Source organism: Sphingobium vermicomposti (assembly GCF_011762025.1).
Taxonomy (GTDB): Bacteria; Pseudomonadota; Alphaproteobacteria; order Sphingomonadales; family Sphingomonadaceae; genus Sphingobium; species Sphingobium vermicomposti.
The window spans coordinates 443866-466941 of the sequence record NZ_JAASQR010000001.1; the positions used below are offsets into that span (position 1 = coordinate 443866).

Sequence of the window (23076 nt, forward strand, 5' to 3'; positions counted from 1 at the left end):
CTGGGCTCCTGCCTGCGCAGGAGCACAATCGCGTCAGTCCCAGTCGCGCAGCTTTTCCCGCAGCTTTTCAAGCGCCGCTTTCTTGATCTGGCACACGCGGGCCGCGCCGATGTCGAGCGCCTGGCCGATTTCTTCCAGGTTCAGTTCTTCGACAAAATAGAGCTGGAGCACCAGGGCTTCCCGCTGCGGTAGTTCGCCGATGCAGGTGGCGAGAGCCGCCTTTAGCGATTCGCGCTCCATCACATCGTCCGCCCTGTCCTCGACATCGGCGAACCACATGGACTGGTCGGAATAGACTTCGTCCATGCTGGTATGCTGGACCATTTCCGCGCCGTCGGCGAGTTCGCGATAAGCTGCAGCTTCCATCCCCATTTCGGCGGCCATTTCGGCCTCCAGCGGCGCACGGCCCAGCCGCTGTTCCAGTCTGGCGCGGGCAGACGAAAGCTGCTTGCGGTTCGCCATCGCTGACCGCGCAATCGTCGCCTGTCGCCGCAAATGGTCGATCATCGCACCGCGCACCCGCAGCTGCGCGTAGGAAGCAAAGCCTAGGCCGCGATCTTCAAAACTGTTGGCGGACTCTACCAGCGCGACCATGCCGATCTGCAAAAGATCCTCGATCTCAATTGCGGTCGATACGCGGCCATGGACATGCCAGGCGATCTTGCGCACCAGCGGCATGTAGCGCCGGGCGAGCTGTTCAGGACTATTATTCGACCGGCCATAGGTATTGGCATCGGAACCAGCAACGACCTTCTTCATGAACATGGGTCAGGCTCCACAAAGCGATTTCGAGGAAAATGGGTATTTTCCGGCTTGGAAATCGCGGCAACAAATAAGCACATAAGGCCGTTCTTCATCTTCACGGCCTTATGCGACGCGTTCGCGGCCAGAAACGGTTTCGCGGGGCAGCGGATCGTGGCGCGGCGCGGGCCGCTGATCGCCGCCGACGACGGCGACGACTTCCACGCCCTTGCCATCGGGAATTTCCAGGAAGGACAGCACCGGCGTTTCAGGCAGGTGCGGTTTGAACAGGCGGGCGAGCGCGCGACGGGCAACTGGCGAGGTGACAATGGCGAAGTTGCGCGCCTGCCCCATGATCGGGCGAGCGGCCTGCACCACCGCTTCGATAATGCGGTTCGCGAGCGCGGGTTCGATCGGATGCCGGGCATCGCCAGCGACGCGCATCGCCTGGGCGAGCAGTGCTTCCAGGTCGCCGTCCAGCGTGATGACCGGCAACGGCATCTTCACCGGCACAAGGCCCTGGATGATCAGCGCACCGATACGCTGGCGGACGGCTTCGACAAGCTGTTCGTGGTTCATGTCGGGCCGGGCGGCATCGACCATCGCTTCACAGACGCGGCGGAAATCCTTGAGCGCGATGCCTTCGGACAGCAGCGCACGGCACAGCGCGGAAATCTGCGTGAGGCTGAGCGTTCCGGGCGTCAGGCCTTCGACCAGCTGGGGCGCGGCGTCCTTGAGGTTGTCGAGGAGCTTGCGCGCTTCGTCCAGGCCGAACATCTCGCTGGCGTTCATCGCGATCAGCTGGTTGAGGTGAGTGGCGACGACCGTCGGGGGATCGACCACGGTATAGCCCGCGACTACAGCTTCGCTACGCTGGGCGGCAGAAATCCATACGGCGTCAAGGCCGAAGGTCGGGTCCTTGGCTTCGCGGCCCGACACCACGCCTTCCAGCGCGCCACTGTCGAGCGCGAGCAGGTCGTCGGGATAAATCTCATCCTCGCCGACGACGACGCCTGCGATGGTGATGCGATACTGATTGGGCTCCAGCGCCAGATTGTCCTTCACGCGGACCATCGGCACGACAAAGCCCAGCTCCTTCGACAACTGGCGGCGAATGCCGGTGATGCGGGCCATCAGGGGCGCGCCCTTGCGCTCGTCAACCAGGCTGATGAGGCCGTAGCCGATTTCCAGCCCCAGGATCGCGCCGTCCGAAACGTCATTCCATTCGATGAGCGCGGGATTGGCGGGTTCCGGCATCGGCGCGGGTTCGGCTGCCTTGGCCTTTGCACTTTTGCGCAGGTGCCAGGCGATATAGCCCGCAACCGCTGCGGCGGGCAGGATGATCATGTGCGGCATGCCGGGCAGGATGCCCAGGAAGGTCAAGATCGCGGCCACCGGCACCCAGGACTTGCCCGATCCGAACTGGCTGGTGATCTGGTCCGACAGCTCCTGCTCGCTGCCGACGCGGGTCACGATGGCGGCGGCGGCGATGGAAAGCAGCAGCGCGGGAACCTGTGCCACCAGCGCGTCGCCGATGGCCAGGATGATGTAGGTTTGCGCCGCTTCGCCCATGCTGAGGCCATGGCTGACCACGCCCAGGATGATGCCGCCGACGATATTGATGACCAGGATCAGGATGCCCGCAACGGCGTCGCCCTTCACGAATTTCGACGCACCGTCCATGGAGCCGTAGAAATCCGCTTCGGTCGAAACTTCGCGGCGGCGGATTTTGGCTTCTTCGGGCGTCATCAGGCCCGCGTTGAGGTCGGCGTCGATCGCCATCTGCTTGCCGGGCAAAGCGTCCAGGGTGAAGCGCGCGCTGACTTCCGACACGCGGCCCGCGCCCTTGGTGATGACGACCAGGTTGATGATCATCAGGATCGCGAAGACAAAGATGCCCACGACATAGTCGCCGCCGATCAGGAAGTGACCGAAGGCTTCGATGACATGCCCCGCCGCGTCGGAACCCTCGTGCCCGCTGACGAGCACGACGCGGGTCGAGGCGACGTTCAGCGCCAACCGCAGCAAGGTCGCGAACAGCAGCACCGTCGGAAAACTGGAAAAATCAAGCGGCTTGGCGGCATTGAGCGCCACCATCAGGACCGCAAGGCTGATCATGATGTTGGTGATGAACCCCAGGTCCAGCATGAATGCGGGCACCGGCACCATCATGAACAGGACGACCATCAGCGTGGCGACAGGCAGCACCGCTCCCTTGGCGGCGCTCGTCCAGATCTTCGCTTTGACTTGGGCGGGAGTCATAATGGGCCGTTACCTTCCGAGGGTGGCAAGCATGAGATAGGCGAGACGCGCCGTTTGCGGATTGGGCCGGACGCTGACGTCGGCGGCATTCGCAAGGCGCTGGGTTTCGATCCGCACATAGTCGGCGGGCTGCACGGTCTTCGCGCCTTCGGGCAGCGCAGCGTCCGAACCGTTGGCGGCATAACGGATGGGTCCGGTGTCGATCGAATCGACGCCCTTCTGCAGCTTGGCGGCGAAGCGGTCGCGAATTTCGGCGAAGTTGCGGGCATTGCCCGAACGATCGTAGAAGATGGATCGGTTTGCCCGTGCGGCTGCCGGAAACATCGACGCTGCGGGTGCACCGGGCGCGCGATCATGGGCCGACAGAAACTTGCTCGCCCCGCCCACGCCCAGGAAATGGGCGAGGTAGAGATCGACCGGCTCAGCCTCTCGACCGAGGCGCTGTTCCAGATAGGCCTTGTTGTCCGCCGCATGCTGGGCGGCCATGACCGACGCGGTTTCGGGATGGTTGCGCAGATCGAGTATCTGCTGGCGCATTTCAGGATCGGCGACATGATAGCGGCCGTTCGGGGTGCGGCTGATCATGTCAGACGCCCAGCCCAGGCCATATTCGCTGCCATGCTTGTCGACGACGGCGAGCCAGCTTTGATCGATGAATTGATAAAGGCCCCGCGCCGACGACGTGCTGGCGCGCGCAGTGGGATTGAGGCTGCTTTCGACCTTGGCCTGGCCCAGCAGATAGGCGAAGTCCACGCCCGTTCTGCGGCTGGCCATGGCGATCGCGTTGGTCACGCGGTTGCCGGTCGAAGCGCCTGTCGCTGATATGTCTGCAAAAGCCGACAATGAAAAATCCCCTTTGGTACCGGGGATCATTAGAGCAAGGCTTATGCCAAGATTTGGTTAACGCGCGCTCCATAAATATTGATGGCGCGTTCAGCATGAAAAGAAAAAGGCGCCTCTGGGGCGCCTTGTTCATACCAAAAACCGTTCGGGCTGAGCGTGTCGAAGCCATGTCCTTCTTCAGGAAGAAGAGCCCTTCGACGAGCTCAGGGCGAACGGAGGGGAGATAGGATTGAGGGCCTTACCGCCCGTAAACCAGCGGCGCCTGTGTCGATCCATGTGCTGCCAGCAGCGACAGTCGCTGACCGGCATGATCCGTCAGCACATTGATTCGCACTCTTGCGGCTTCGATCAGGGGAAGCAGTGCCGTCACCCGCGCGCGTATGGCGTCATCGGCGCGCCACGCACCGATCGCGCGCACGGCGGCAGCGCAACGGCTCACCCGGCTCGCGGCTGCGTCGATCGTCGTCACGTCGGTGCCGTCGAGCGCCACGCGCAGCTCCTCGAAGGCTGAGAAGAGATCATCCAACGCTGCAACACCGAGCGGCATGGCCAGGATTACCCGTTGATCGGCAGGTCGAGCGCGAGCATCTTGTCCGCGATCACAGCCGGATCGACCGGATAATTGCCCGCAGCGATGGCGGCCTTGATCGCGGCGACGCGGTCCATATCAACCGGCGCGCCTTCGGCGGCCATGCGAGCAGCCGGACTGGCCGATGCTGAAAATGACGACACGATTGACGACCCCTTGTCGGAAAAGCTCCGCGTTTTGCCGCTGTCCCGCAGGCGGGAAGCTTCTATCGCGGCGCTCACATTCTGGCCGACAGATTTGATCATGGCTTGCAATCCTTCATTCGTCCCGCCCAGTCTATAACGGCCAGGTTCAAAAATCATTAAATCCCGGAATTCGCACGGTGCCCATTTCGACCACCTGCGCCAGAACGGGCGCTGACTTTCTGTCTTCACGCACGCGGATGGTATCGCCGACCGCGCCGTCTTCATCCGCGACCATGACGCGCGACACGCTGAAACTGCTGTTGCCCGCGATCAGTTGAACCGGGTCGCCCCGCTTTACCACCATTTCGCGCTGGACCGGGCGAGCGGTCGCGCCATAGCGCGCCGCTGGGGTCGCCGCAGCAGCGCCGCCGCCAAGCGGCACGCGAACGCGCCAGCCAAGCGTGTCGCATTTCACGATCGCCGCGCCGAATACCGGCCCTTCGACGCTGGGAAGGGATGGACAGGCCGCCAGCCGCAGCCGCCGGTCGACCGGAGCCATGGGTCCGCCCGGTTCGCCGATCCCGGCCCCGACGGTCATCGCGACCAGGCCATCGAGACGGTCCAGATTTTCAAACTTCTGCTGTGCCAGCGCAGGCTGGGCACAGGCTGCTGACAGCGCAAAGATGGCGATCAGGGGCAGCTTGGTCACAGGACTTCTCCGAATGCGGGCAGATTCATGCCACGCATTAAGCAGTGACCATGGCTAATAATTCGTTAACGCGACGGCGCGCGCTGCCCGACACGAATGACCTGCCCCTTGCCCGTGTCGCCATCCATTTGGTCAAGACCCCGGATGCGCAGCCGGTCATCGGCCAGCCCCTGCGCCTTCAGTTCACGCGCGACCGCGCCCAGCCTTGCCGCAGCCAGATCCCATGGATCGAACCGCCGCCGCGCAGGGTCGGTGCCCTGGCTGCTGATGTCGATCCTGCCGCCGCTGGACCGCAGGCCAGCCGTTGCCCGTGCGATGGCCGCCCTGCCCTGGTTGGACAGCAGCGCTTCATCCGGCAGGAACAATGTCGCCGCCCGCCATTCGATGACCGAACTGGCCGTGCGTCCGCCAAATTGCTGGCGCACCTGGGCGAGCATGCCGTCGCGCTTTTGCCCGCTCGCCTGCAACAGGATGAAAAAGCCGAGCAGCAGCAGCAGCAGGTCGGCGAAGCTGACGGCCCAGCGGTTGCGCCGGGCCTGCGATGCCATGGCGGTCATGCGACTTCTCGCATCGACGCGCGGCGCAGCGGCACATTTTCGCGCCGGGCGATGGTCAGCATGCGATCCGCAGCCTCTTTCTGCCAGGCCAGTTCGCGTTCAGACAGGTCGGCGAGCCTGCTGGCCACCGGAGCGGCGATCAGATTGGCGATCACCACGCCGTAAAGCGTCGTCAACAGCGCCAGCGCCATGGACGGGCCAAGCGCGGCGGGATCATCCATCGCGGCGAACATGCCGATCAGACCCAGGATCGTGCCAGCCATGCCCAGCGCGGGCGCGGCGTCGGCAATCGACAGCCAGACATTGCGCGCGCTCGCATGACGCCGCGCGCGATCCGACAGGGATTGCGCTGCCCAGATTTCAAACTGTTCGGTGCGGTCGCTGTTGGCGAGGCGGCGTGCCGCTTCAGCGAGGAAAGGATTGGCCGTCTTCACCCGGTCGGTGCACGCCAGGCCGCGCAGCTGCGCAACCTCATCAATCTTTAGCAATGCCGAACGTGCGGCCATCTGGTCCTTGCCGGGATCGGCGCGGAACAGGGGCAGCAGTGCCGCAAGCGCCCTGGCGATTGCCGGGCCGCCATTCTGGAAAAGCGCCACCGCGCCCACGCCGGAAATCATGACCGCCAGCGTCAGGGGATCAATCAGATGCGCCAATGTCCCGATCATCAAATTGTCCCCACTCAACGCCCGATCCCTGGCGGCAAAGCATTGCCAAGGAGCGGCAAAAACTTGCCGTCTTTGCCGCCTCCCCCGCTTTAACCCACGGATTTCCGCCATTTCCGTACCAACCGATGCGTCACCCACGCAAATTGGCACGGCTCTTGCTAATACTCCTCCGGATCACCCACGGTTCACGCCATCAGGCTTCAGAACGGCGGATGAGAACCAAGTTTTAGGGCCGAGGGCTCGAAAAAACGGAAGAGACACAATGTCGGCGGAAAACGGACTGTTCGGGATACATGGAAAGGCGCTGGCGCTTCGTTCGCAGCGCCTGTCCCTGCTCGCGTCCAACATCGCGAATGCCTCGACCCCCGGTTACAAGGCGCGCGACATCGATTTCGACGCCGCGCTGAAGGAAGCGACGACGCGCCAGCAGGGCAATTCCATCGCCGACGTGTCCAAGGCCGTCGATGACAGCATGGGCTATCGCGTGCCGCTGCAGCCGAGCCTCGACGGCAACACCGTCGAACTGAGCACCGAACAGACGCTGTTCGCTGAAAACGCCGTCAAATACCGCACGACCCTGTCTTTTCTTGAGGGCCGCATCAACACCGTCACTCGCGCACTGAAGGGAGAATGAGCATGAGCGGCTCCAGTCCCATGAACGTCTTTGATATCGCAGGCCGCGCCATGAGCGCGCAACTGGTGCGGTTGAACGCCACCGCTTCCAATATGGCCAATGCGGGCAACGTCACAGGCAGCGAGGCGGAAGCCTATCGCGCCATCAAGCCCGTATTCCAGTCCGTCACCGACAGCCCCGGCGTGTCCACGGTGAAGGTCGCCAATGTCGTCACCACCGACGCCAAGCCGACCAAGCGCCACGACCCCAACCATCCGCTGGCCGACGCCAATGGCGACGTGTGGGAAGCGGCGGTCGATAGCAGCGCCGAGCTGGTCGACATGATCGAAACCGCCCGCATGTACCAGAATAACGTGCAGGTGCTGAACACCGCCAAGTCGCTGATGCTCGAAACCATAAGGATCGGCAAATGAGCACGACCTCCACCGTTACCGACAGCGCAGGGCTGGCGGTCTATAACCCTTACAAGAATGTCGGCACCGGCAAGTCGGAAATGGGCCAGGCGGATTTCCTGCGCCTCCTCACCGCCCAGATGCAGACGCAGGACCCGTTCGAACCGATGGATAATGCGCAGATGGTTTCGCAAATGGCGACCATCACCAATAGCAGCGGCATCGCGGAAATGAACGCCACGCTCAAGGGCATGGCGTCGCAGCTTAACGGATCACGACTGGGCGATGCGGCCAGCTGGATCGGCAAGTCGATGCTGATCCAAAGCAACATTGTAGCGCCCGACGCCGCCGGCCAATATATCGGCCAGGTGTCGTTCAAGGACGCAACCAGCGGCGCGACCGTCGACCTGATGGACGGCAACGGCAACGTCCTCAAGACCATCGAGCTGGGCGACCAGGCCGCAGGCGACGTCAACTTCTATTGGGACGGCAAGGATGAAAGCGGCAACACCGTCGCCACCGACGCCCTGAAGATCCGCGTCAACGGCGCTTCGCCCACCCGTGTGGCCAGCTGGGCCACCATCGCCGCCGTCCAGTCACCCGCCGACGGCAGTGCATCCAAACTCATCACGGCATTGGGCACCTACAGCCCGTCGGACGCCCTTTCACTCGCCTAAGTTACTGATCAACCATATCCTTTTCACCCAAGGAGCAACGCCATGTCCTTCTACATCTCGCTTTCCGGCCTCAAGGCCGCCCAGTCGGACCTTTCGACCATCGCCAACAATGTTTCCAACGTGAACTCGACCGCGTTCAAGAAGAGCAAAGCCGTGTTCGGCGACATCTTCGCCGCCGCGCCGATGCAGACGACGACCCAGGTCGCAGGTCAAGGCGTCCGCACGATGGGCATTACGCAGCAATATACCCAGGGCACGATCGAAACGACCGACAAGACGCTGGACCTGGCCATCACCGGCGAAGGCTTCTTCACGGTCAAGCGGAGTGCCGACGATCAGGTAAGCTATACCCGTAACGGCGCCTTTTCGGTGCAGGAGGACCGCTATGTGGTCGATACCACCGGGTCCCGCCTGCAGGTGATCCCTCTCGACCCGGTCACCGGAGAGCCGACGGTAGCAGCTGCCGCAGCGATGGCAGCGGGGACGCTGGACACGGCGGGCCTGACCGACCTTCAGGTTCCGACCAACTGGCCGGCGGGCGGCGCTGGCAATCAGTTGTCCAGCGTGGGCGTTTCCGAAGAAGGCAAGATCACCGGGGTTTATGCGGACGGCACCACCGTTTATTTCGGCGGCACAGCCATCGCAGCTTTCAACGCGCAGGACGGTTTGCGTCAGCGCGGCGACGCCCATTGGACGTCGACCTCCGCCAGCGGCACGCCGATGCTGGGCATGGGCAATAGCGGCCTTTACGGCGCGGTTCGCTCAGGCGCACTGGAACGTTCGAACGTCGATATCACGGAAGAACTGGTCGCGCTGATTTCCGCCCAGCGCAACTTCCAGGCGAATTCGAAGGCGATCGAAGCGGCCAATACGCTGTCGACCACCATCGTCAACATGCGCACCTAAAATGAACCGTGCTCCTGCGACGGCAGGAGCCCAGTTCAACCGGTGGGTCTGGACTCCTGCCTTCGCAGGAGCACGCCAGCTCTTCACCTCCAAGCACAGGAACCCTTCCCATGGACCGGCTCGTCAACACGGCACTCACCGCAATGCGCGGCGCGATGGCGCGGCAGGCGTCGATTTCCAACAACCTCGCGAACGTCAACACAGTTGGCTTCCGGGCGGAGATCGCCAATGCAGAGACGCGCTGGATCAAGGGCGATGGTTTCGACACGCGGGCGCAAGCGTCCGAACAGGTGATCGCCGCCGACATGGCGCAAGGCGCGGTCACCGAAACCGGCAATCCGCTGGACGTGGCCATGAACGGCGATGCACTGCTCGCCGTTCAGGCCGCGGACGGCAGCGAAGCCTATACGCGCCGGGGCGACCTTAAAGTCACCGACAGCGGCCTGCTGACCACCGGCGACGGGCTTCCCGTGCTGGGCGAAGGCGGCCCTATCACCCTGCCGCAGATGGACAGCGTCACGATTTCGCAGGATGGCAGCATCTGGGGCGTGCCCCAGGGCGGCGACCCGGCGAACCCGCAGCGCGTCGATGGGTTGAGGCTCGTCCGCGCGGTTGGCTCCAGCATCGCCAAGGGCACCGACGGCCTGTTTCGCGAAACCAATGGCGGCGTGCTGCCGCAGGACCCACTCGCGACCGTCACCAGCGGATCGGTCGAAGGCTCCAACGTCAATGCCACTTCGGCCCTTGTCGACATGATCGAAGCCAGCCGGGCGTGGGAAACACAAGTGAAGCTGATAGACACCGCCAAGCAGATGGATGACGGCGGCGCATCGCTCATGCGGCTTGATGGTTAATTTGGCACGAACCTTGCTTTTCATCCAGCAAGACTGACTTCGCAAGGAACTTCAGACGATGACCAACGCAGCCCTTCACGTCGCCCGCACCGGCCTTGACGCGCAGAATACGAAGATGCGCGTGATCGCCAACAACCTGGCGAACGTCAACACGACCGCCTTCAAGCGCGACCGCGCCGACTTTGAAACGCTCGCCTATCAGCAGATGGTAGCGGCCGGCGCCAATTCGGACGCCGAAAACAAATTTGCCACCGGCCTGAACCTGGGTTCGGGTGTCGCGATGCAGGGCACCAGCAAGATCAACACGCAGGGCACGCTGCAGCAGACCGGCAACGCGCTGGACATGGCGATCGAAGGCTCCGGCTTTTTCCAGGTCCAGCGCCCCGACGGCACCATCGCCTATACCCGCGCGGGCAATTTCAGCACCACGGCGGAAGGCACGGTCGTCACCAGCGACGGCCTGCCGCTGATCCCGCAAATCACCGTGCCGCAGGGCGCGACCGGCATCACCATCGGCAATGACGGCACCGTCACCGCGACGCTGCAGGGCCAGACCGAACCGACCCAGCTGGGTCAGGTGGAACTGGCCAGCTTCATGAATGCGGCCGGGCTGCAGCCGATCGGCGGCAACCTGCTTACCGAAAGCGCAGCCAGCGGCGCGCCGCAAGTGGGCGTGGCAGGATTGGACGGGCGCGGGGTCATCCGTTCCGGCAATCTGGAAACCTCGAACGTCAATGTGGTCGAGGAACTGGTCGACATGATCGAAACGCAGCGCGCCTATGAGGTGAACAGCAAGATGATCAAGGCGACGGACGAAATGCTCCAGTACGTCAATCAGCAGCTGTGAGCGGACGCATGACCTCTCCCCACACACCGTTCGCCCTGAGCTCGTCGAAGGGTCTTACTTCTTCAAAAAGAAAGGGAAGGGCTTCGACAGGCTCAGCCCGAACGGTTGTTTTTGCTCTTTCAATCGCAGCCCTCGCCGCCTCACCGGCAATGGCCGGCAAAAAGCGCGATGCCGAGCGGCAATTTTATGCCCCCACCGTCATTGCCGCCCCTGCCGCCCCGGTAGCGAACGGCTCCATCTTTCAGGCGTCGATGGGCTACACGCCGCTCACCAGTGGCGCGCGGGCGCAGAGCGTCGGTGACATCATCACCATCGTGCTGGTCGAACGCACGCAGGCAACCAAAACCAATTCGGCCGATACCAGCCGCAGCGGCAGCATCGGCCTGACGCCGCCCACCACGGGCCTCTTGTCGAAGCTCTTCTCGCCCAGCGACATCGGTGCCAGCGGCGATCAGGGCTTCACCGGCAAGGGCAATGCGACCCAATCCAATGCCCTGATGGGCGAAATCACCGTGACGATCGCGGCGGTCTATCCCAACGGCACGATGCTGGTGAAGGGTGAGAAGGCGCTGACGCTCAATCGCGGCGACGAATATATCCAGATCAGCGGCCTCGTCCGCCAGGCGGACATCAGCCCGGACAACCGCATCGCATCGACGCGCGTCGCCGATGCCAAGATCATCTACACCGGCAAGGGCGAAATCGCCCGCGCGAGCCGCCAGGGCTGGCTGCAACGCTTCTTCTCGATGATCAGCCCCTTCTGATGGAGCGTGCAATGACCATCCTCAATCGCATCTCTTCAGCCTCGGATATAAAACCACCGTTCACCCTGAGCCTGTCGAAGGGCTTTTCTTCCTTCTTTAAGAAAGTAAGGGGCTTCGACAAGCTCAGCCCGAACGGACTTGGGGAAACGTTTCGCAAGGTAGTTGGCGTTGCTTTCGTCGCAACCCTCTCCTTGACCACCCCCGCACATGCCGAACGGATCAAGGACCTGGGCACATTTCAGGGCGTGCGTCCCAACCAGCTGACCGGCTACGGCATCGTCGTCGGCCTCGCAGGCACTGGGGACGACAGCCTGGACTATGCGACGCAGGGCGTGAAGGGCATGGTCTCCCGCTTTGGCCTGACATTGCCGCAGGGCATCAACCCAGCGCTCAAGAACGCCGCCGCCGTGCTGGTGACGGCCGACCTTCCCGCCTTCGCCAAGCCTGGCCAGCGGCTGGACGTCACCGTATCCGCACTGGGCAAGGCAAAGTCCTTGCGCGGCGGCACACTGATCATGACGCCCCTGCGCGGTGCGGATAACGAAATCTATGCGATGTCGCAGGGCAACCTGGCCGTGGGCGGCCTGGGCGTGTCAGGCGCGGACGGCAGCCAAGTTTCCGTCAACATTCCTTCGGCGGGCCGTATTCCCGGCGGCGCGACGGTCGAGCGCGCTGTCGCGACCGGCTTTGACACGGCACCGACCCTCACCTTCAATCTGGCTGAAGCCGATCTTACCACCGCTTTGCGCGTGGCGGACGGCATCAACCGCACCTTTGGCGACAATCGCGCCCGTGCAACTGACGCCGTTTCGGTGAACATCGACGCCGCGCCCGGCGCGACCGATCGCATCATGATGATGGGCATGATCGAGAATATTGAGATCAAGCCCGCCGACGCACCCGCCAAGGTCATCGTCAACGCACGCACCGGCACCGTCGTCATCAACGGCGCGGTGAAGATCCATCCGGCTGCCGTCGCGCACGGGAAATTGACCGTCAGTGTCAACGAAAGCCCCCGTATCGTGCAGCCCGCGCCCTTCTCTCAAGGCCGCACCGCCATGGAGCCATCCAGCTCGATTTCGATCGACCAGGAAAAGAAACCAATGGTCAATTTTAAAGGTGGGGCGTCGCTGACCGATATAGTGAAGGCGGTGAATGCCATTGGGGCGTCCCCTGCCGACATGGTCGCGATCCTGGAAGCCTTGAAGCAGGCAGGCGCGATGAAGGCTGAACTGGTGGTATTGTGATGCAGATTTCAGGTGTTTCAGCAGGGGCGCAGCCCGCCGCATCAGCTCAAAAGGCGCAGCTTGAAAAGGCAGCCAAGCAGTTCGAAGCGATATTCCTGCGCCAGATGATCGGCACCATGCGCCAGTCGGGCCTGGGCGAAGGGATGCTCGATTCCAGCGCCAGCGACCAGTTTCGCGACATGGCCGACGCGCGCACCGCCGACAGCATGGCCGAAAAGGGCAGCCTCGGCATCGCCGAAATGCTGTTGCGCCAATATACAAGCCGCACGCCTGCCGCGCCCGCGACATCGACGCCGGCACCGGATAAAGGCGAATGAGCGACCTCTTCATCATCGGCGCTTCGGGCACTAAGGCCTATCGTCAGGCAATGGCCGCGATTGCGGAAAATATCGCAAACGCCAGCACCGAAGGCTATTCGCGCCGGTCAGTCACGACGGTCGAATCCGGTTCGTCCACCGCGACGATGACGACCTACATACCGCGCGCGAATTTCGGTGGGACCGAAGTGAAGGGCGTCAATCGCGCCGCCGATCCCTATCTGGACGCGGCGGTTCGCTATACCGGCACGGCGCTCAGCAATTCGACGGCGCGGCTGCGGTGGATGACCGACCTGGAAGGCGCGCTGAACGATACGGACACCGGCATCGGCAAGCTGATGACATCGATGTTCCAGAATATCGACAAGCTGGCCGCCAGCCCCAACGACACATCGCTGCGTGTCACATCGCTGGACAGTATCAGCCGGGTCGCGGAAGCATTTCAGCGCACCGCCGCCGATCTTTCGCAGGTTTCCAGCGGCATCGCCACCGAAGCAGGGGCATCGGTCGAAGCTATCAATCGATCCCTGTCCCAGCTGGCCGATATCAACAACAGCCTGTTGCGGGCCCAGCCGGGCACGTCGGCCCATGCACAACTACTGGACGGTCGCGACGCCGCGCTGAACACGCTGTCGGCCAATCTGAATGTCGATATCAGCTTTGGCGCGCACGACATGGCGACGATCAGCTACAACGGCACGACGATCGTACAGGGCGACGCTGCCACGACGCTGGCGCTGACCGTCAATGCCAACGGCTCGATGGCGATCGCGACCAGCGGCGGTACCGCCCTTGCCGCGCCGTCGAACGGCACGCTGGGCGGCCTGTTTTCCGCCGCTGACACGACCGTGCAGCGCCGCACCAGCCTGGACACGCTGGCGCAGCAGTTCGTGACGGACATGAACGCCTGGCACGCCCAGGGCCTGACCAATGCCAATGTGGCGGGCGGCCCCCTCCTTTCCTACGGCGGCAGCGCGGCCAGCGTCGCCGCGCTCATCACCGACCCCGCAGCCGTCGCTACCAAGTCGGCGGACGGCACGCTCAACGGCAACCTGCTGACCGTTTCCACGGTTTTGCGCGGCAATGGCAGCGCCGAGCAGGGATGGACGGCAATCATCGCGACGCAGGCCAATCTGCTTGGCTCGGTCAAGGCCGAATATACGACCGCACAGAGCCGCAGCGACCAGGCGATTGCCGCGCGGGAAGCCGTGAGCGGCGTCGATCTCGACATGGAAGCCGCCGAACTGCTGCGGTTGCAGCAGGCCTATTCGGGTTCCGCGAAAATCCTTCAGGTGGCCAAGGAAACTGTCGACGCCATCCTGCAACTGATCTGAGAGGGCTGACCCATGGTAGGCATCACCAACAAGACGCTGATCGCCGAAATCCGTCGGCAGCAACAGCTTTCGCAAGGCATAGTCGAAGGCCAGACCGCCATTTCGACCGGCATCAGCCTGACCAAGCCGTCCGATAACGCGCTGGCATGGGTGCAGGTGTCGGAAATCGGCAAGGCGCAGGCCCAGCAGTCCGCCTGGAAAGCCAATATCAGCTACGGAACAACCCGCGCGGCCAACGCGGAAGCCAATCTGGAACAGATCACGACTTTGCTCGTGCGCGCGCAGGAACTGGTCACGTCCGCCCGTAACGGCAGTCTCAGCGCATCAGGACGCGCTGCGATTGTCGAGGAAATGAAGACGATCCGCACCACGATCGACACCATGCTGACGCAGAAGGATTATCAGGGCGTGCCGGTGTTCGACGACACGCAAAGCGTGTTGGTGCCGGTCAGTCGTGGCCTGAACCTGGCGGTCGTCGGCACACGACAGGACGTGTCCGAAGGCATCGATGTCGACGGCACGCCCATGTCGCTTGATGACATCATGGCCCAGAATATCACCGCGCTGGAAAGCGGAACCGATGCCGACCTCATCGCATCGCTCGACGCCATCAGGGCGGGGCAGACCCATATCGTCGTTGAACAGGCGAAGCAGGGTGTGCGTGGCGATCGACTGGACGTTATCGGCGAGCGGCTGACAAATATTGACCTGGACCTGAGCGAACGGCGCCAGGGGCTGGAAGCCACCGACCTGGCCGAAGTCATTTCATCGGTCAAAGCCAAGCTGCTTCAGCTGGAGGCCGCCCAGTCCGCCTTTGCGCGCATCAACCAGCAGACATTATTCGACCTGATCCGGTAATTAAGGCCGGTGCCGCTGCACCAGAACCGACCCAAAAAGCCGACGTCCTAAACCTCATGCTAACCATTCGGCATTAACCATCTGGTGAAGCGCCCTTTCGGTCGGGCGGAAGTCAGCGCCTAAGGGCAGAATTTTCAGGGGTAGACATGTTCGCAATCATTGGCCTGGTCGTGCTGCTCGCCATGGTGTTTGGCGGCTTCATCTTCACGGGTGGCGACATCGGCCCCGTTCTGCATGCCCTGCCCCACGAAATGCTCATCATTGGCGGCGCAGCTGTAGGCGCGCTGATCATCGGCAATTCCGCTGCGGACCTGAAAGCACTGGGTGGCGGCCTGGCCAAGGTGTTCAAGGGTCCGAAATACAAGAAACAGGACTTCCTCGACTGCATCTTCCTCGTTTCGCGCCTGATGAAGACGCTGCGGGTCGAAGGGCCGGTCGCGCTGGAACCCCATATCGAGGAACCGGCCAGCTCCACCATATTTTCCGAATATCCGCGATTGATGACCGACAAGACGCTGATCCACCTGATCAGCGACACGCTGCGGCTGGTCGTCGTGTCTTCGGGCACGCTCGACCCGCATGCGGTGGAAGAGGTCATGGATAATGCGCTCAAGACCCATCATCACGAAGCGCTGAAGCCCGCCGACAACCTGCAGGGGCTGGCCGACGCGCTGCCCGCACTGGGCATCGTCGCGGCGGTTCTGGGCGTCGTGAAAACCATGGGTTCGATCGATCAGCCCCCGGCCATTCTGGGCGGCATGATCGGGTCGGCGCTGGTCGGCACATTCCTGGGCGTTTTGCTCGCCTATGGCATGGTCAACCCCTTCGCCAATCGTTGCCGCGCGGTGATCGAGGCGGACGGATCAATGTATCATGTGGTCAAGCAGATCATCATCGCATCGCTGCACGGCCATCCGCAGCCGCTGGTCATCGAAGCCGCGCGGTCCGGCCTGACGCACGCCAACCAACCGGGCTTTGCCGAAGTGTTCGACGGCATGCGGGGTAAATAAGCCATGGCCGAAAAGAAACGTGGCGGAAACGAGCCCGAACCAAGGCCGATCATCGTCAAGAAGATCATCGTCGAGGGGCATGGCGGCCACCATGGCGGCGCGTGGAAAGTCGCCTATGCGGACTTCGTGACGGCGATGATGGCCTTTTTCCTGCTGATGTGGTTGCTGGGCGCGACCACGGAGAAGCAGCGCAAGGGCCTGGCCGACTATTTCACGCCGACGCTGGTCGAAATGAAGATGGGGTCCGCCGGCTCCAACGGCCTGTTCGGCGGCGACTCCATGGTCAGCAAAGAGAATTACCCGACGACGGGCGGTCAGGGCAATCTGGCCATCACCATTCCCCGCGACGCCAGCGGCACCAAGGATCAGGGCGGCAAAGCCACCCGCGCCGCCGACCGCGCCAAGTTCGAAGCGGTGAAGAAGGAACTGGAAGCACGCATGGCCCGCAACAAGGGCATGGCCAAGCTGCGCCGCAACGTGCGTTTCACCGAAACGCGCGAGGGGCTGCGCATCGACCTGATCGACGAATCCAATTTCGCGATGTTCGCCATGGGAACCGACCGGCTGCTCCCGCAGGCCCGCGAACTGGTCAGCGAAGTGGCGGGCGTCGTGCGGGGCATGCCCAATCCGCTGATCGTGCGGGGCCATACCGACAGCCTGCCCTACAGTTCGGGGCAGAGCATGAACAACTGGATGCTTTCGTCCGCCCGCGCCGAAGCCACGCGCAAGACGCTGGCGGCGAGCGGCATCGGCAACGATCGCTTTGCCCGGATTGAGGGCGTGGCCGACCGCGAACCCTTCGCCAAGGGCGACGTATATGACCCGCGCAACCGGCGCATGTCGATCATCCTTGGCTGGACGCGCGGCAGCGGTGCAGGCGACGAGAATGAGGCGATGGACGAGGAAACAAGGGCAGCAATCCGCGAACGTGATAATCCGGCGACAGTGGCGCGCACGGAAGCGGTCAGGATCGACATGGGCGGAACCACCCTTCCCCAGGGCGCGCAGCTGGTTAACCCGACAGCAGCGGGGACGTCGGGCAAGCCGGGGAAGCACTGAAAAATCCTCCCCATGCAGAACATGGAAGATGTGTTCAGACCGGGAGCACCAGGCTCGCTTCAAGCCCTCCGCCCGCGCGGTTCGTCAGTTTTAGCGCGCCGCCATGTTCGGCCATGATCGCGCGCACCAGCGCAAGGCCCAGACCCGCGCCGCCGGTTTCGCGGTTGCGTGAGCCTTCCAGCCGGGTGAACGGCTCCATCATTTCTTCCATGCGATCTTCGGCGATACCCGGCCCGTCGTCCGCAACGGCCAGGCGGATCGCCCCATCCTCCCGCACGACGGACACATGGGCGCGCTCGCCATAGACGATGGCGTTTTCGATGAGGTTGCGCAGCGCCCTGCGGATCTGCTGTGGCCGGACCGATGCCACAGCGCGCTCGCTATCGGCCATGGTGGCGGGAGAGCCAAGCTCGACAAAATCCTCGACCACCGCATCGGCCAGCGCCGACAGGTCGACTTTCTGCGCCGTTTCCGTACTGCGACCGGCGCGCGCCAGCGACAATATATCCTCCAGCATCCGGTTCATCTCATCGATCGTCTGCGACATGCGGGCGCGTTCGCCCTCATCCTCGACCGATTCGGTGCGGACGCGCAGCGATGCCAGCGGCGTGCGCAGATCATGACCGATCGCGCCGAGCATCCGGTCCTTTTCATCCAGCATCGCAAAGATGCGGCTGCGCATGGCGTTGAACGCCATGGTCAGGTCGCGAACATCGCCGGGACCGCGTTCTTCCACCGGGTCAGCCGAGCCGGTATGCGCGAATTGCTGCGCCGACCGGGTGAGTTGCCCCAGCGGTCGCGCCAACCGCCGCCCGACCCACAGCAGCGGGACAAGCACGATGACGTATAGGATCAAGGTCTGACCGATCAGCCAGCCGCCAAAACGCGGTGGGCGACCGCCGCTACGGCTTTGCGTCACCACCCATTTGCCCGGTTCATATTGCACCGCCATCACCAGACGGCGGGGCCGGTTGTCGCCCGCAAAGTCGCCGCCCGCGCGCATACGCAGCCGTTCCCAACGGCGCAGCGGTGCCGGTTCGTTCGCTTCGACGACGCGAATCGAATAGATGCGGAGCCCGGCATCCGCGAACATGGCGAGCGCGCGCCGCTCCACTTCGGGACGGGCGTCTCCTGTCAGTTGCGGGGCGGTGTCGGAAAAACGTGCGCGTGGCCTGTCCCGCATGGGACGGTCGCCACGATTGTCCAGCGCATCGACGATGCGATACACGGCAGGCGCGGTCTGCGCCGTCAGCGTCAGGCTGTTCCGTTCGCGCAAGAGAAGGCTGAAATTGATCGCCTGCGCGACGAACAGCGCGATGGCGACCAGCAGGATGATCTGGCCGACCAGGCTTTGCGGCCACAGACGAAAACGCGTCACAGCTTTCTCACATCAGCGGACAGCGTATAGCCGCCGCCCCACACGGTCTTGATCAGCGTCGGGTTTTTGGGATCAGGCTCAATCTTCTTGCGCAGGCGGCTGATCTGATTGTCGATGGCGCGGTCGAAGGCGTTGGCTTCCCGCCCCTGGGTGATGTCGAGCAGCTGGTCGCGGCTCAGCACCTGATTGGGGCGCGTGGCGAAGGCGAGCATCAGATTATATTCGGCTGTCGACAGGGGCAACGCCACCCCTTCCCGGTCCACCAGCACCCTCTCCTGCGTCTTGAGCAGCCAGTCCGCAAAGGCGTAGGTCGCGCCGTCGGGAGCAGTGACCCGCTGGCCTCCAGTCGCGACACGGCGAAAGATCACCTTGATCCGGGCGACAAGCTCACGCGGGGAAAAGGGTTTCAGCACATAATCGTCCGCGCCCATCTCCAGCCCGACGATGCGGTCGGTCTCCTCCGACTTCGCGGTGAGCAGGATGACTGGGGTTTCGCTGGTTTCGCGGATGTGGCGGCAAAGCGACAATCCATCCTCCCCCGGCATCATGATGTCGAGCACCACCAGGTCGATGGCGTTGGCGTTAAGCCTGATCCGGGCCTCCGCCGCACTTTCCACGGCGGTCACCCGAAAACCGTTGCGCGACAGATATTGCGCCAGCGGCTCGCGGATCGAACGCTCGTCATCGACGAGCAGCAGATGGGGGCGTTCAGTCATAGGGGGTTCTTGTCATGGCTGCTGGCCGGTGGGAAGGGCGAAGGCAGCGCCCCACCCTTCCCACCGGCTGTTTGACGTCGATCAGCTTCTTGCGATCAGTTCTTCGCCGCATCCCGGCGGGCCTGCCATGCGTCCCGCATCGTCTTGCGCGCCGCCTTCATCTCATCGGTGGAGACGGACCCATCCTTGTTGGCGTCTGCCTTGTCGAACATGGCGAGCGGACCTGCCATGAACTCGGCGCGGGTCAGGACGCCATCCTTGGCGGCAGCGCCATGACCATCGCCCATGCCACGGAACATCATGCCCTTGCCCATGCCGTGATGATCGCGATGACCGAACCCATGGCCCTTGCGGCCGCCTTGGCGATCGCCATCCTTCCGGTCTCCGCGCGGCTGGTGGCCTGCGTCGAATTCAGCCCGGCTGATCTGACCGTTCTTGTCACTGTCCAGCGCGGCGAAGCGCTGGTCGAGGCGCGCCTTGCGGCCAAGTTCGCGATCCTGCTTGGTCAGCTGACCATCGCGATCATGGTCCAGCCGGGCGAAACGGGCGTCGAGGGCGGCGGTGAGTTCCGCCTTGCTGATCGCGCCGTCCTTATTGGCGTCGGCCATCATCATGCCACGATGCCGACCATCCTGACCATCATGACCGGGTTGCGCCGATGCGAGGTGCGAAGCGGCCAGCCCGCCGACAAAGAGCGAGCCAACCGCAACGGTTCCCAATAATTTGCGGATCATCTTGTCATCTTCCTTCCAAAGGGTTCGATGAACGGCCATCGCCGTCCCTGTGAAACCCTTATGAGGAAGATTTGTCCCGCAACCTTGTCATGTCACCCGCCAAATTGTCGTAATTTGTAACGGGCGACATGAGTGTGACGATTATCCGTCGCGGCGGCCGAGCAGGCGCAGGCGCAGCGCGTTCAGCTTGATGAAGCCCGCCGCGTCCCGTTGGTCATAGGCGCCCGCGTCATCTTCGAACGTCACGACCTTTTCACTGTAGAGCGAGTGAGGCGATTTGCGACCGACGACCTGGACGTTGCCCTTGTACAGCTTCAGGCGGACGGTGCCGGTGACCTTGTCCTGGCTGTAGTCGATCGCCGCCTGCAGCATCTCACGTTCCGGCGAGAACCAGAAGCCGTTATAGATCAGCTCGGCATATTTGGGCGCGAGTTCATCCTTCAGATGCGCCGCGCCGCGATCCAGCGTCAGCTGCTCGATACCGCGATGGGCGAGGTGATAGATGGTGCCGCCCGGCGTTTCATACATGCCGCGCGACTTCATGCCGACGAAGCGGTTTTCCACCAGATCGAGCCGCCCGATGCCATGTTTGCGGCCATATTCGTTCAGCGTTTCCAGCAGCGTCGCGGGACTCATGCCCACGCCATTAATCGCTACGCCATCACCACGCTCGAAATCGACCGTGATATATTCCGGCGCGTCGGGCGCATCCTCCGGGTTCACCGTGCGCGAAAAGACATAGTCGGGCACTTCTTCCCACGGATCTTCCAGCACCTTGCCCTCTGACGAGGTGTGCAGCATGTTCGCGTCGGTCGAAAACGGGCTTTCGCCGCGCTTGTCGCGGGGAATCGGGATCTGATGCTGCTCGGCGAACTCGATGAGCTTGGTGCGGCTGGCGAGATCCCACTCGCGCCACGGTGCGATCACCTTGATATCAGGCGACAGCGCATAATAGCCCAGTTCAAAACGAACCTGATCATTGCCCTTGCCGGTTGCGCCGTGGCTGACTGCGTCCGCGCCGACCATCTTCGCGATCTCGATCTGCCGCTTGGCGATCAACGGACGCGCAATCGATGTGCCCAGCAGATACAGCCCCTCATACATCGCGTTACCGCGCATCATCGGGAAGACATAGTCCTTCACGAACTCTTCGCGCAGGTCGTCGATGAAGATATGCTCATCCTTGACGCCCATCAGCTTGGCCTTCTGCCGCGCAGGCTCCAGCTCCTCGCCCTGCCCCAGATCGGCGGTAAAGGTCACGACCTCGCACTGGTAAGTCTGCTGCAACCATTTCAGGATCACGCTGGTGTCGAGCCCTCCCGAGAAGGCAAGGACAATGCGGTTGATCTTATCGGACATGGGTGGAGCGACCTTCCTTCAAACTTGGCCTTGAACCTGGCGCGAAATTACCGGCGCGCCGGTATCAGGGGTGGGCCTGAAGTGCAACCGAATCGAGAAGATGACGCATAAGCGAAAAGGCGACGGCAGCGCCATCGCCTTTCCCTTTGCATCATGACAACCTCAGTGCGTTTGCGGTTTGAATGTCATTCCTCGTTTACGGTCAGCACCCATGCGGTAGACCGTCTGCATCTGCTGCGGTTCGGCATGGATGGTCTGCGGTGGTGCCACTTCATGGAACGACGGACTATGTCCCTCCACACGCTTTTCCTGCTGGGCGAGCAGGAACCGGGCTCGCGCCATCCGCTTGCGGGGCGTGAGGAAAGGGTTTTCCGCGCTGGGCGGCGCGGCGACCATGGCGGCCAGGCTACCATGCGCGCCAATGGGGATATGCATCTCGGCTGGCGCGGGAGTGGTCAGCACGGCGGGCGCGAACGGCGCGGTGGTCGGCTGATCGTCGTAGGCGGGATGGTCGAGCGCAGCACGGGTGCCGACCCGACGCCGACGGCTGTTCACTGCCGCAGCACCAAGGCCCAGCAGCAGCAGCGCGCCGCCCCCCAAAGCCGCGGGCAGAACCCAGCTAGTCGTTGCAGCGCTGTCATCAACCGGTGCAGGGGCCACGGTTGCCTGAACGGGGTCTGTGGCCGTTACCGCAGGAGCGACCGAAGCGGTGGGCAGAGGCGCTGGTTCAGCATTCCGCTCAATCGCGGGCGGCGCGACGGTCGGTGCTGCTGCACGCGTCGACCGCTCAGTGCGGGCGGGTGCAGGACGCGCAACGGGAACGGGTTTCGCATTTTGCTCTGCTGCTTCGCGTTCAGCCGCGGCACGGGCCTCGGCAATCCGTGCCTCCACCGGCGGGGTCGGCTGCACCATCGCCTGAGATGCGGCGGCGTCACTCGACACGGGGGAGAAGGGCACAGGCGCCGAATTCGCTGGGACCGAAGCGGGCGGCGGTACGGCCACCACCGGCGCGACGTCTGAAACAGGGCTTTCCTGCGCATAGCCATAGGTTGAAGTCAGAGCCAGAACCGCGGCAATCGCGGACCCAGCGGGATGGATTTTTGAAATATATCCTCTCATAGCTCAAGTCGAACCATCAAGATGTTCAATTCAGCGCATGAGATAGTCTATTTTTACGACATCTCGATCCCATGGAGCGATGAAACGTTCGATGACAGGCAAATATGAACAGATATTCACCTTTATCGAGGAAAGATATAGCCTAGCGGTTCAGATTTTGTCTCCGTCGTCTCTGCATTCGCGACGACTATTCTCCAGTCCATCCGATTGGCGCTGCGCGTCCTGCAGCTGCCGTTCGCGTTCAGCCTTGGTGCGACCGAACTTTGCGCGGTTGGACTGTGCAATTTTTTCCTTTTCCGCGCGCGCCCTGCCCTTGCGCGCCTGCCGCAGGTTGATGATGTCGCCCATTCCGCCTCCAGAAGAGATATTGCTGCGCCGCC

Annotated in this window: 27 protein-coding genes; 13 read left to right on the plus strand and 14 right to left on the minus strand. The window is 63.0% G+C overall.

Annotation, left to right across the window (positions count from 1 at the left end):
* Nucleotides 1-33 precede the first annotated feature (33 nt).
* The 8 genes from FHS54_RS02245 to FHS54_RS02280 all read right to left on the minus strand — a co-directional run bounded on the left by FHS54_RS02245 (nucleotide 34) and on the right by FHS54_RS02280 (nucleotide 6491).
* Nucleotides 34-765 (minus strand): FliA/WhiG family RNA polymerase sigma factor, encoded by a 732-nt coding sequence (locus FHS54_RS02245; protein WP_167302157.1) that lies wholly within the window; start codon nucleotides 763-765, stop codon nucleotides 34-36.
* Between the two features lie 102 nt (nucleotides 766-867).
* On the minus strand, nucleotides 868-3003 hold the full coding sequence (flhA, locus tag FHS54_RS02250) for a flagellar biosynthesis protein FlhA (RefSeq protein ID WP_167302158.1): 2136 nt from the start codon (nucleotides 3001-3003) through the stop codon (nucleotides 868-870).
* A 9-nt stretch (nucleotides 3004-3012) separates the two neighbouring features.
* Nucleotides 3013-3846: a lytic transglycosylase domain-containing protein gene (locus tag FHS54_RS02255; RefSeq protein WP_167302159.1), complete on the minus strand. Its 834-nt coding sequence runs from the start codon at nucleotides 3844-3846 to the stop codon at nucleotides 3013-3015.
* Nucleotides 3847-4084: 238 nt separating this feature from the next.
* The gene (locus tag FHS54_RS02260) at nucleotides 4085-4393 is read right to left on the minus strand and encodes a hypothetical protein (RefSeq protein ID WP_167302160.1); all 309 of its coding nucleotides are present in this window, start codon (nucleotides 4391-4393) and stop codon (nucleotides 4085-4087) included.
* An 8-nt stretch (nucleotides 4394-4401) separates the two neighbouring features.
* The gene (gene flgM, locus FHS54_RS02265) at nucleotides 4402-4680 is read right to left on the minus strand and encodes a flagellar biosynthesis anti-sigma factor FlgM (RefSeq protein ID WP_167302161.1); all 279 of its coding nucleotides are present in this window, start codon (nucleotides 4678-4680) and stop codon (nucleotides 4402-4404) included.
* 46 nt (nucleotides 4681-4726) lie between these two features.
* Nucleotides 4727-5269: a flagella basal body P-ring formation protein FlgA gene (locus FHS54_RS02270; protein ID WP_341785922.1), complete on the minus strand. Its 543-nt coding sequence runs from the start codon at nucleotides 5267-5269 to the stop codon at nucleotides 4727-4729.
* A 65-nt stretch (nucleotides 5270-5334) separates the two neighbouring features.
* On the minus strand, nucleotides 5335-5826 hold the full coding sequence (locus FHS54_RS02275) for a flagellar motor protein MotB (protein ID WP_167302162.1): 492 nt from the start codon (nucleotides 5824-5826) through the stop codon (nucleotides 5335-5337).
* A complete protein-coding gene (locus tag FHS54_RS02280; protein ID WP_167302163.1) occupies nucleotides 5823-6491 on the minus strand; it encodes a MotA/TolQ/ExbB proton channel family protein in 669 nt (222 codons plus the stop codon). The genes FHS54_RS02275 and FHS54_RS02280 overlap by 4 nt, the downstream gene beginning before the upstream one ends.
* Before the next feature lie 262 nt (nucleotides 6492-6753).
* Between FHS54_RS02280 and flgB the strand changes: the two genes are divergently transcribed.
* From flgB to FHS54_RS02345, 13 genes are all read left to right on the plus strand, one after another.
* Nucleotides 6754-7125, plus strand: a complete 372-nt coding sequence (gene flgB, locus FHS54_RS02285) for a flagellar basal body rod protein FlgB (RefSeq protein WP_167302164.1) — start codon at nucleotides 6754-6756, stop codon at nucleotides 7123-7125.
* 2 nt (nucleotides 7126-7127) lie between these two features.
* Complete coding sequence (gene flgC / locus FHS54_RS02290) at nucleotides 7128-7538, plus strand: flagellar basal body rod protein FlgC (protein ID WP_167302165.1); 411 nt, start codon at nucleotides 7128-7130, stop codon at nucleotides 7536-7538.
* Nucleotides 7535-8194, plus strand: coding sequence for a flagellar hook assembly protein FlgD (locus FHS54_RS02295; protein WP_167302166.1), 660 nt, complete (start codon nucleotides 7535-7537; stop codon nucleotides 8192-8194). Before flgC ends, FHS54_RS02295 begins: the two co-directional genes overlap by 4 nt.
* Before the next feature lie 42 nt (nucleotides 8195-8236).
* Nucleotides 8237-9100, plus strand: a complete 864-nt coding sequence (locus FHS54_RS02300) for a flagellar hook-basal body complex protein (protein ID WP_167302167.1) — start codon at nucleotides 8237-8239, stop codon at nucleotides 9098-9100.
* 110 nt (nucleotides 9101-9210) lie between these two features.
* The gene (locus tag FHS54_RS02305; RefSeq protein ID WP_167302168.1) at nucleotides 9211-9954 is read left to right on the plus strand and encodes a flagellar basal body rod protein FlgF; all 744 of its coding nucleotides are present in this window, start codon (nucleotides 9211-9213) and stop codon (nucleotides 9952-9954) included.
* A 58-nt stretch (nucleotides 9955-10012) separates the two neighbouring features.
* Nucleotides 10013-10801 (plus strand): flagellar basal-body rod protein FlgG, encoded by a 789-nt coding sequence (flgG, locus tag FHS54_RS02310; RefSeq protein ID WP_167302169.1) that lies wholly within the window; start codon nucleotides 10013-10015, stop codon nucleotides 10799-10801.
* A 149-nt stretch (nucleotides 10802-10950) separates the two neighbouring features.
* Nucleotides 10951-11565, plus strand: a complete 615-nt coding sequence (locus FHS54_RS02315; protein ID WP_243855576.1) for a flagellar basal body L-ring protein FlgH — start codon at nucleotides 10951-10953, stop codon at nucleotides 11563-11565.
* A 191-nt stretch (nucleotides 11566-11756) separates the two neighbouring features.
* The gene (locus tag FHS54_RS02320; RefSeq protein ID WP_167302171.1) at nucleotides 11757-12812 is read left to right on the plus strand and encodes a flagellar basal body P-ring protein FlgI; all 1056 of its coding nucleotides are present in this window, start codon (nucleotides 11757-11759) and stop codon (nucleotides 12810-12812) included.
* Complete coding sequence (locus tag FHS54_RS02325; protein WP_167302667.1) at nucleotides 12812-13129, plus strand: rod-binding protein; 318 nt, start codon at nucleotides 12812-12814, stop codon at nucleotides 13127-13129. Before FHS54_RS02320 ends, FHS54_RS02325 begins: the two co-directional genes overlap by 1 nt.
* Entirely contained in the window at nucleotides 13126-14463 is a 1338-nt protein-coding gene (gene flgK, locus FHS54_RS02330) for a flagellar hook-associated protein FlgK (protein ID WP_167302172.1), read from the plus strand. The genes FHS54_RS02325 and flgK overlap by 4 nt, the downstream gene beginning before the upstream one ends.
* 12 nt (nucleotides 14464-14475) lie before the next feature.
* On the plus strand, nucleotides 14476-15321 hold the full coding sequence (locus FHS54_RS02335) for a flagellin (protein ID WP_167302173.1): 846 nt from the start codon (nucleotides 14476-14478) through the stop codon (nucleotides 15319-15321).
* Nucleotides 15322-15467: 146 nt separating this feature from the next.
* Nucleotides 15468-16331, plus strand: a complete 864-nt coding sequence (gene motA / locus FHS54_RS02340; RefSeq protein ID WP_167302174.1) for a flagellar motor stator protein MotA — start codon at nucleotides 15468-15470, stop codon at nucleotides 16329-16331.
* Between the two features lie 3 nt (nucleotides 16332-16334).
* Nucleotides 16335-17390, plus strand: a complete 1056-nt coding sequence (locus tag FHS54_RS02345) for a flagellar motor protein MotB (protein WP_167302175.1) — start codon at nucleotides 16335-16337, stop codon at nucleotides 17388-17390.
* 34 nt (nucleotides 17391-17424) lie between these two features.
* Here the strand turns inward: FHS54_RS02345 and FHS54_RS02350 are convergent, their stop codons facing one another.
* The 6 genes from FHS54_RS02350 to FHS54_RS02375 all read right to left on the minus strand — a co-directional run bounded on the left by FHS54_RS02350 (nucleotide 17425) and on the right by FHS54_RS02375 (nucleotide 23044).
* Nucleotides 17425-18768, minus strand: a complete 1344-nt coding sequence (locus FHS54_RS02350) for an ATP-binding protein (protein ID WP_167302176.1) — start codon at nucleotides 18766-18768, stop codon at nucleotides 17425-17427.
* Nucleotides 18765-19484, minus strand: coding sequence for a response regulator (locus FHS54_RS02355; protein WP_167302177.1), 720 nt, complete (start codon nucleotides 19482-19484; stop codon nucleotides 18765-18767). The genes FHS54_RS02350 and FHS54_RS02355 overlap by 4 nt, the downstream gene beginning before the upstream one ends.
* Before the next feature lie 95 nt (nucleotides 19485-19579).
* Nucleotides 19580-20218: an EF-hand domain-containing protein gene (locus FHS54_RS02360; protein ID WP_167302668.1), complete on the minus strand. Its 639-nt coding sequence runs from the start codon at nucleotides 20216-20218 to the stop codon at nucleotides 19580-19582.
* A 141-nt stretch (nucleotides 20219-20359) separates the two neighbouring features.
* A complete protein-coding gene (locus FHS54_RS02365; protein WP_167302178.1) occupies nucleotides 20360-21577 on the minus strand; it encodes an argininosuccinate synthase in 1218 nt (405 codons plus the stop codon).
* Between the two features lie 162 nt (nucleotides 21578-21739).
* Nucleotides 21740-22696, minus strand: coding sequence for a hypothetical protein (locus tag FHS54_RS02370; protein WP_167302179.1), 957 nt, complete (start codon nucleotides 22694-22696; stop codon nucleotides 21740-21742).
* A 150-nt stretch (nucleotides 22697-22846) separates the two neighbouring features.
* Nucleotides 22847-23044, minus strand: coding sequence for a DUF4169 family protein (locus tag FHS54_RS02375; RefSeq protein WP_167302180.1), 198 nt, complete (start codon nucleotides 23042-23044; stop codon nucleotides 22847-22849).
* Nucleotides 23045-23076: the final 32 nt, after the last annotated feature.

What these genes read in the sequence shown, in the direction of transcription:
- FHS54_RS02345 (WP_167302175.1), top strand. Translation starts at nt 16,335, where the DNA reads ATGGCCGAAAAGAAACGTGGCGGAAACGAGCCCGAACCAAGGCCGATC.
- flgB (WP_167302164.1), top strand. Translation starts at nt 6,754, where the DNA reads ATGTCGGCGGAAAACGGACTGTTCGGGATACATGGAAAGGCGCTGGCG.
- FHS54_RS02245 (WP_167302157.1), bottom strand. Translation starts at nt 765, where the DNA reads ATGTTCATGAAGAAGGTCGTTGCTGGTTCCGATGCCAATACCTATGGC.
- FHS54_RS02300 (WP_167302167.1), top strand. Translation starts at nt 8,237, where the DNA reads ATGTCCTTCTACATCTCGCTTTCCGGCCTCAAGGCCGCCCAGTCGGAC.
- FHS54_RS02275 (WP_167302162.1), bottom strand. Translation starts at nt 5,826, where the DNA reads ATGACCGCCATGGCATCGCAGGCCCGGCGCAACCGCTGGGCCGTCAGC.
- FHS54_RS02365 (WP_167302178.1), bottom strand. Translation starts at nt 21,577, where the DNA reads ATGTCCGATAAGATCAACCGCATTGTCCTTGCCTTCTCGGGAGGGCTC.
- motA (WP_167302174.1), top strand. Translation starts at nt 15,468, where the DNA reads ATGTTCGCAATCATTGGCCTGGTCGTGCTGCTCGCCATGGTGTTTGGC.
- FHS54_RS02360 (WP_167302668.1), bottom strand. Translation starts at nt 20,218, where the DNA reads ATGATCCGCAAATTATTGGGAACCGTTGCGGTTGGCTCGCTCTTTGTC.
- flgG (WP_167302169.1), top strand. Translation starts at nt 10,013, where the DNA reads ATGACCAACGCAGCCCTTCACGTCGCCCGCACCGGCCTTGACGCGCAG.
- FHS54_RS02315 (WP_243855576.1), top strand. Translation starts at nt 10,951, where the DNA reads ATGGCCGGCAAAAAGCGCGATGCCGAGCGGCAATTTTATGCCCCCACC.
- FHS54_RS02260 (WP_167302160.1), bottom strand. Translation starts at nt 4,393, where the DNA reads ATGCCGCTCGGTGTTGCAGCGTTGGATGATCTCTTCTCAGCCTTCGAG.
- flgM (WP_167302161.1), bottom strand. Translation starts at nt 4,680, where the DNA reads ATGATCAAATCTGTCGGCCAGAATGTGAGCGCCGCGATAGAAGCTTCC.
- FHS54_RS02305 (WP_167302168.1), top strand. Translation starts at nt 9,211, where the DNA reads ATGGACCGGCTCGTCAACACGGCACTCACCGCAATGCGCGGCGCGATG.
- FHS54_RS02370 (WP_167302179.1), bottom strand. Translation starts at nt 22,696, where the DNA reads ATGAGAGGATATATTTCAAAAATCCATCCCGCTGGGTCCGCGATTGCC.
- FHS54_RS02280 (WP_167302163.1), bottom strand. Translation starts at nt 6,491, where the DNA reads ATGATCGGGACATTGGCGCATCTGATTGATCCCCTGACGCTGGCGGTC.
- flgC (WP_167302165.1), top strand. Translation starts at nt 7,128, where the DNA reads ATGAGCGGCTCCAGTCCCATGAACGTCTTTGATATCGCAGGCCGCGCC.
- FHS54_RS02375 (WP_167302180.1), bottom strand. Translation starts at nt 23,044, where the DNA reads ATGGGCGACATCATCAACCTGCGGCAGGCGCGCAAGGGCAGGGCGCGC.
- FHS54_RS02335 (WP_167302173.1), top strand. Translation starts at nt 14,476, where the DNA reads ATGGTAGGCATCACCAACAAGACGCTGATCGCCGAAATCCGTCGGCAG.
- FHS54_RS02355 (WP_167302177.1), bottom strand. Translation starts at nt 19,484, where the DNA reads ATGACTGAACGCCCCCATCTGCTGCTCGTCGATGACGAGCGTTCGATC.
- FHS54_RS02325 (WP_167302667.1), top strand. Translation starts at nt 12,812, where the DNA reads ATGCAGATTTCAGGTGTTTCAGCAGGGGCGCAGCCCGCCGCATCAGCT.
- flhA (WP_167302158.1), bottom strand. Translation starts at nt 3,003, where the DNA reads ATGACTCCCGCCCAAGTCAAAGCGAAGATCTGGACGAGCGCCGCCAAG.
- flgK (WP_167302172.1), top strand. Translation starts at nt 13,126, where the DNA reads ATGAGCGACCTCTTCATCATCGGCGCTTCGGGCACTAAGGCCTATCGT.
- FHS54_RS02295 (WP_167302166.1), top strand. Translation starts at nt 7,535, where the DNA reads ATGAGCACGACCTCCACCGTTACCGACAGCGCAGGGCTGGCGGTCTAT.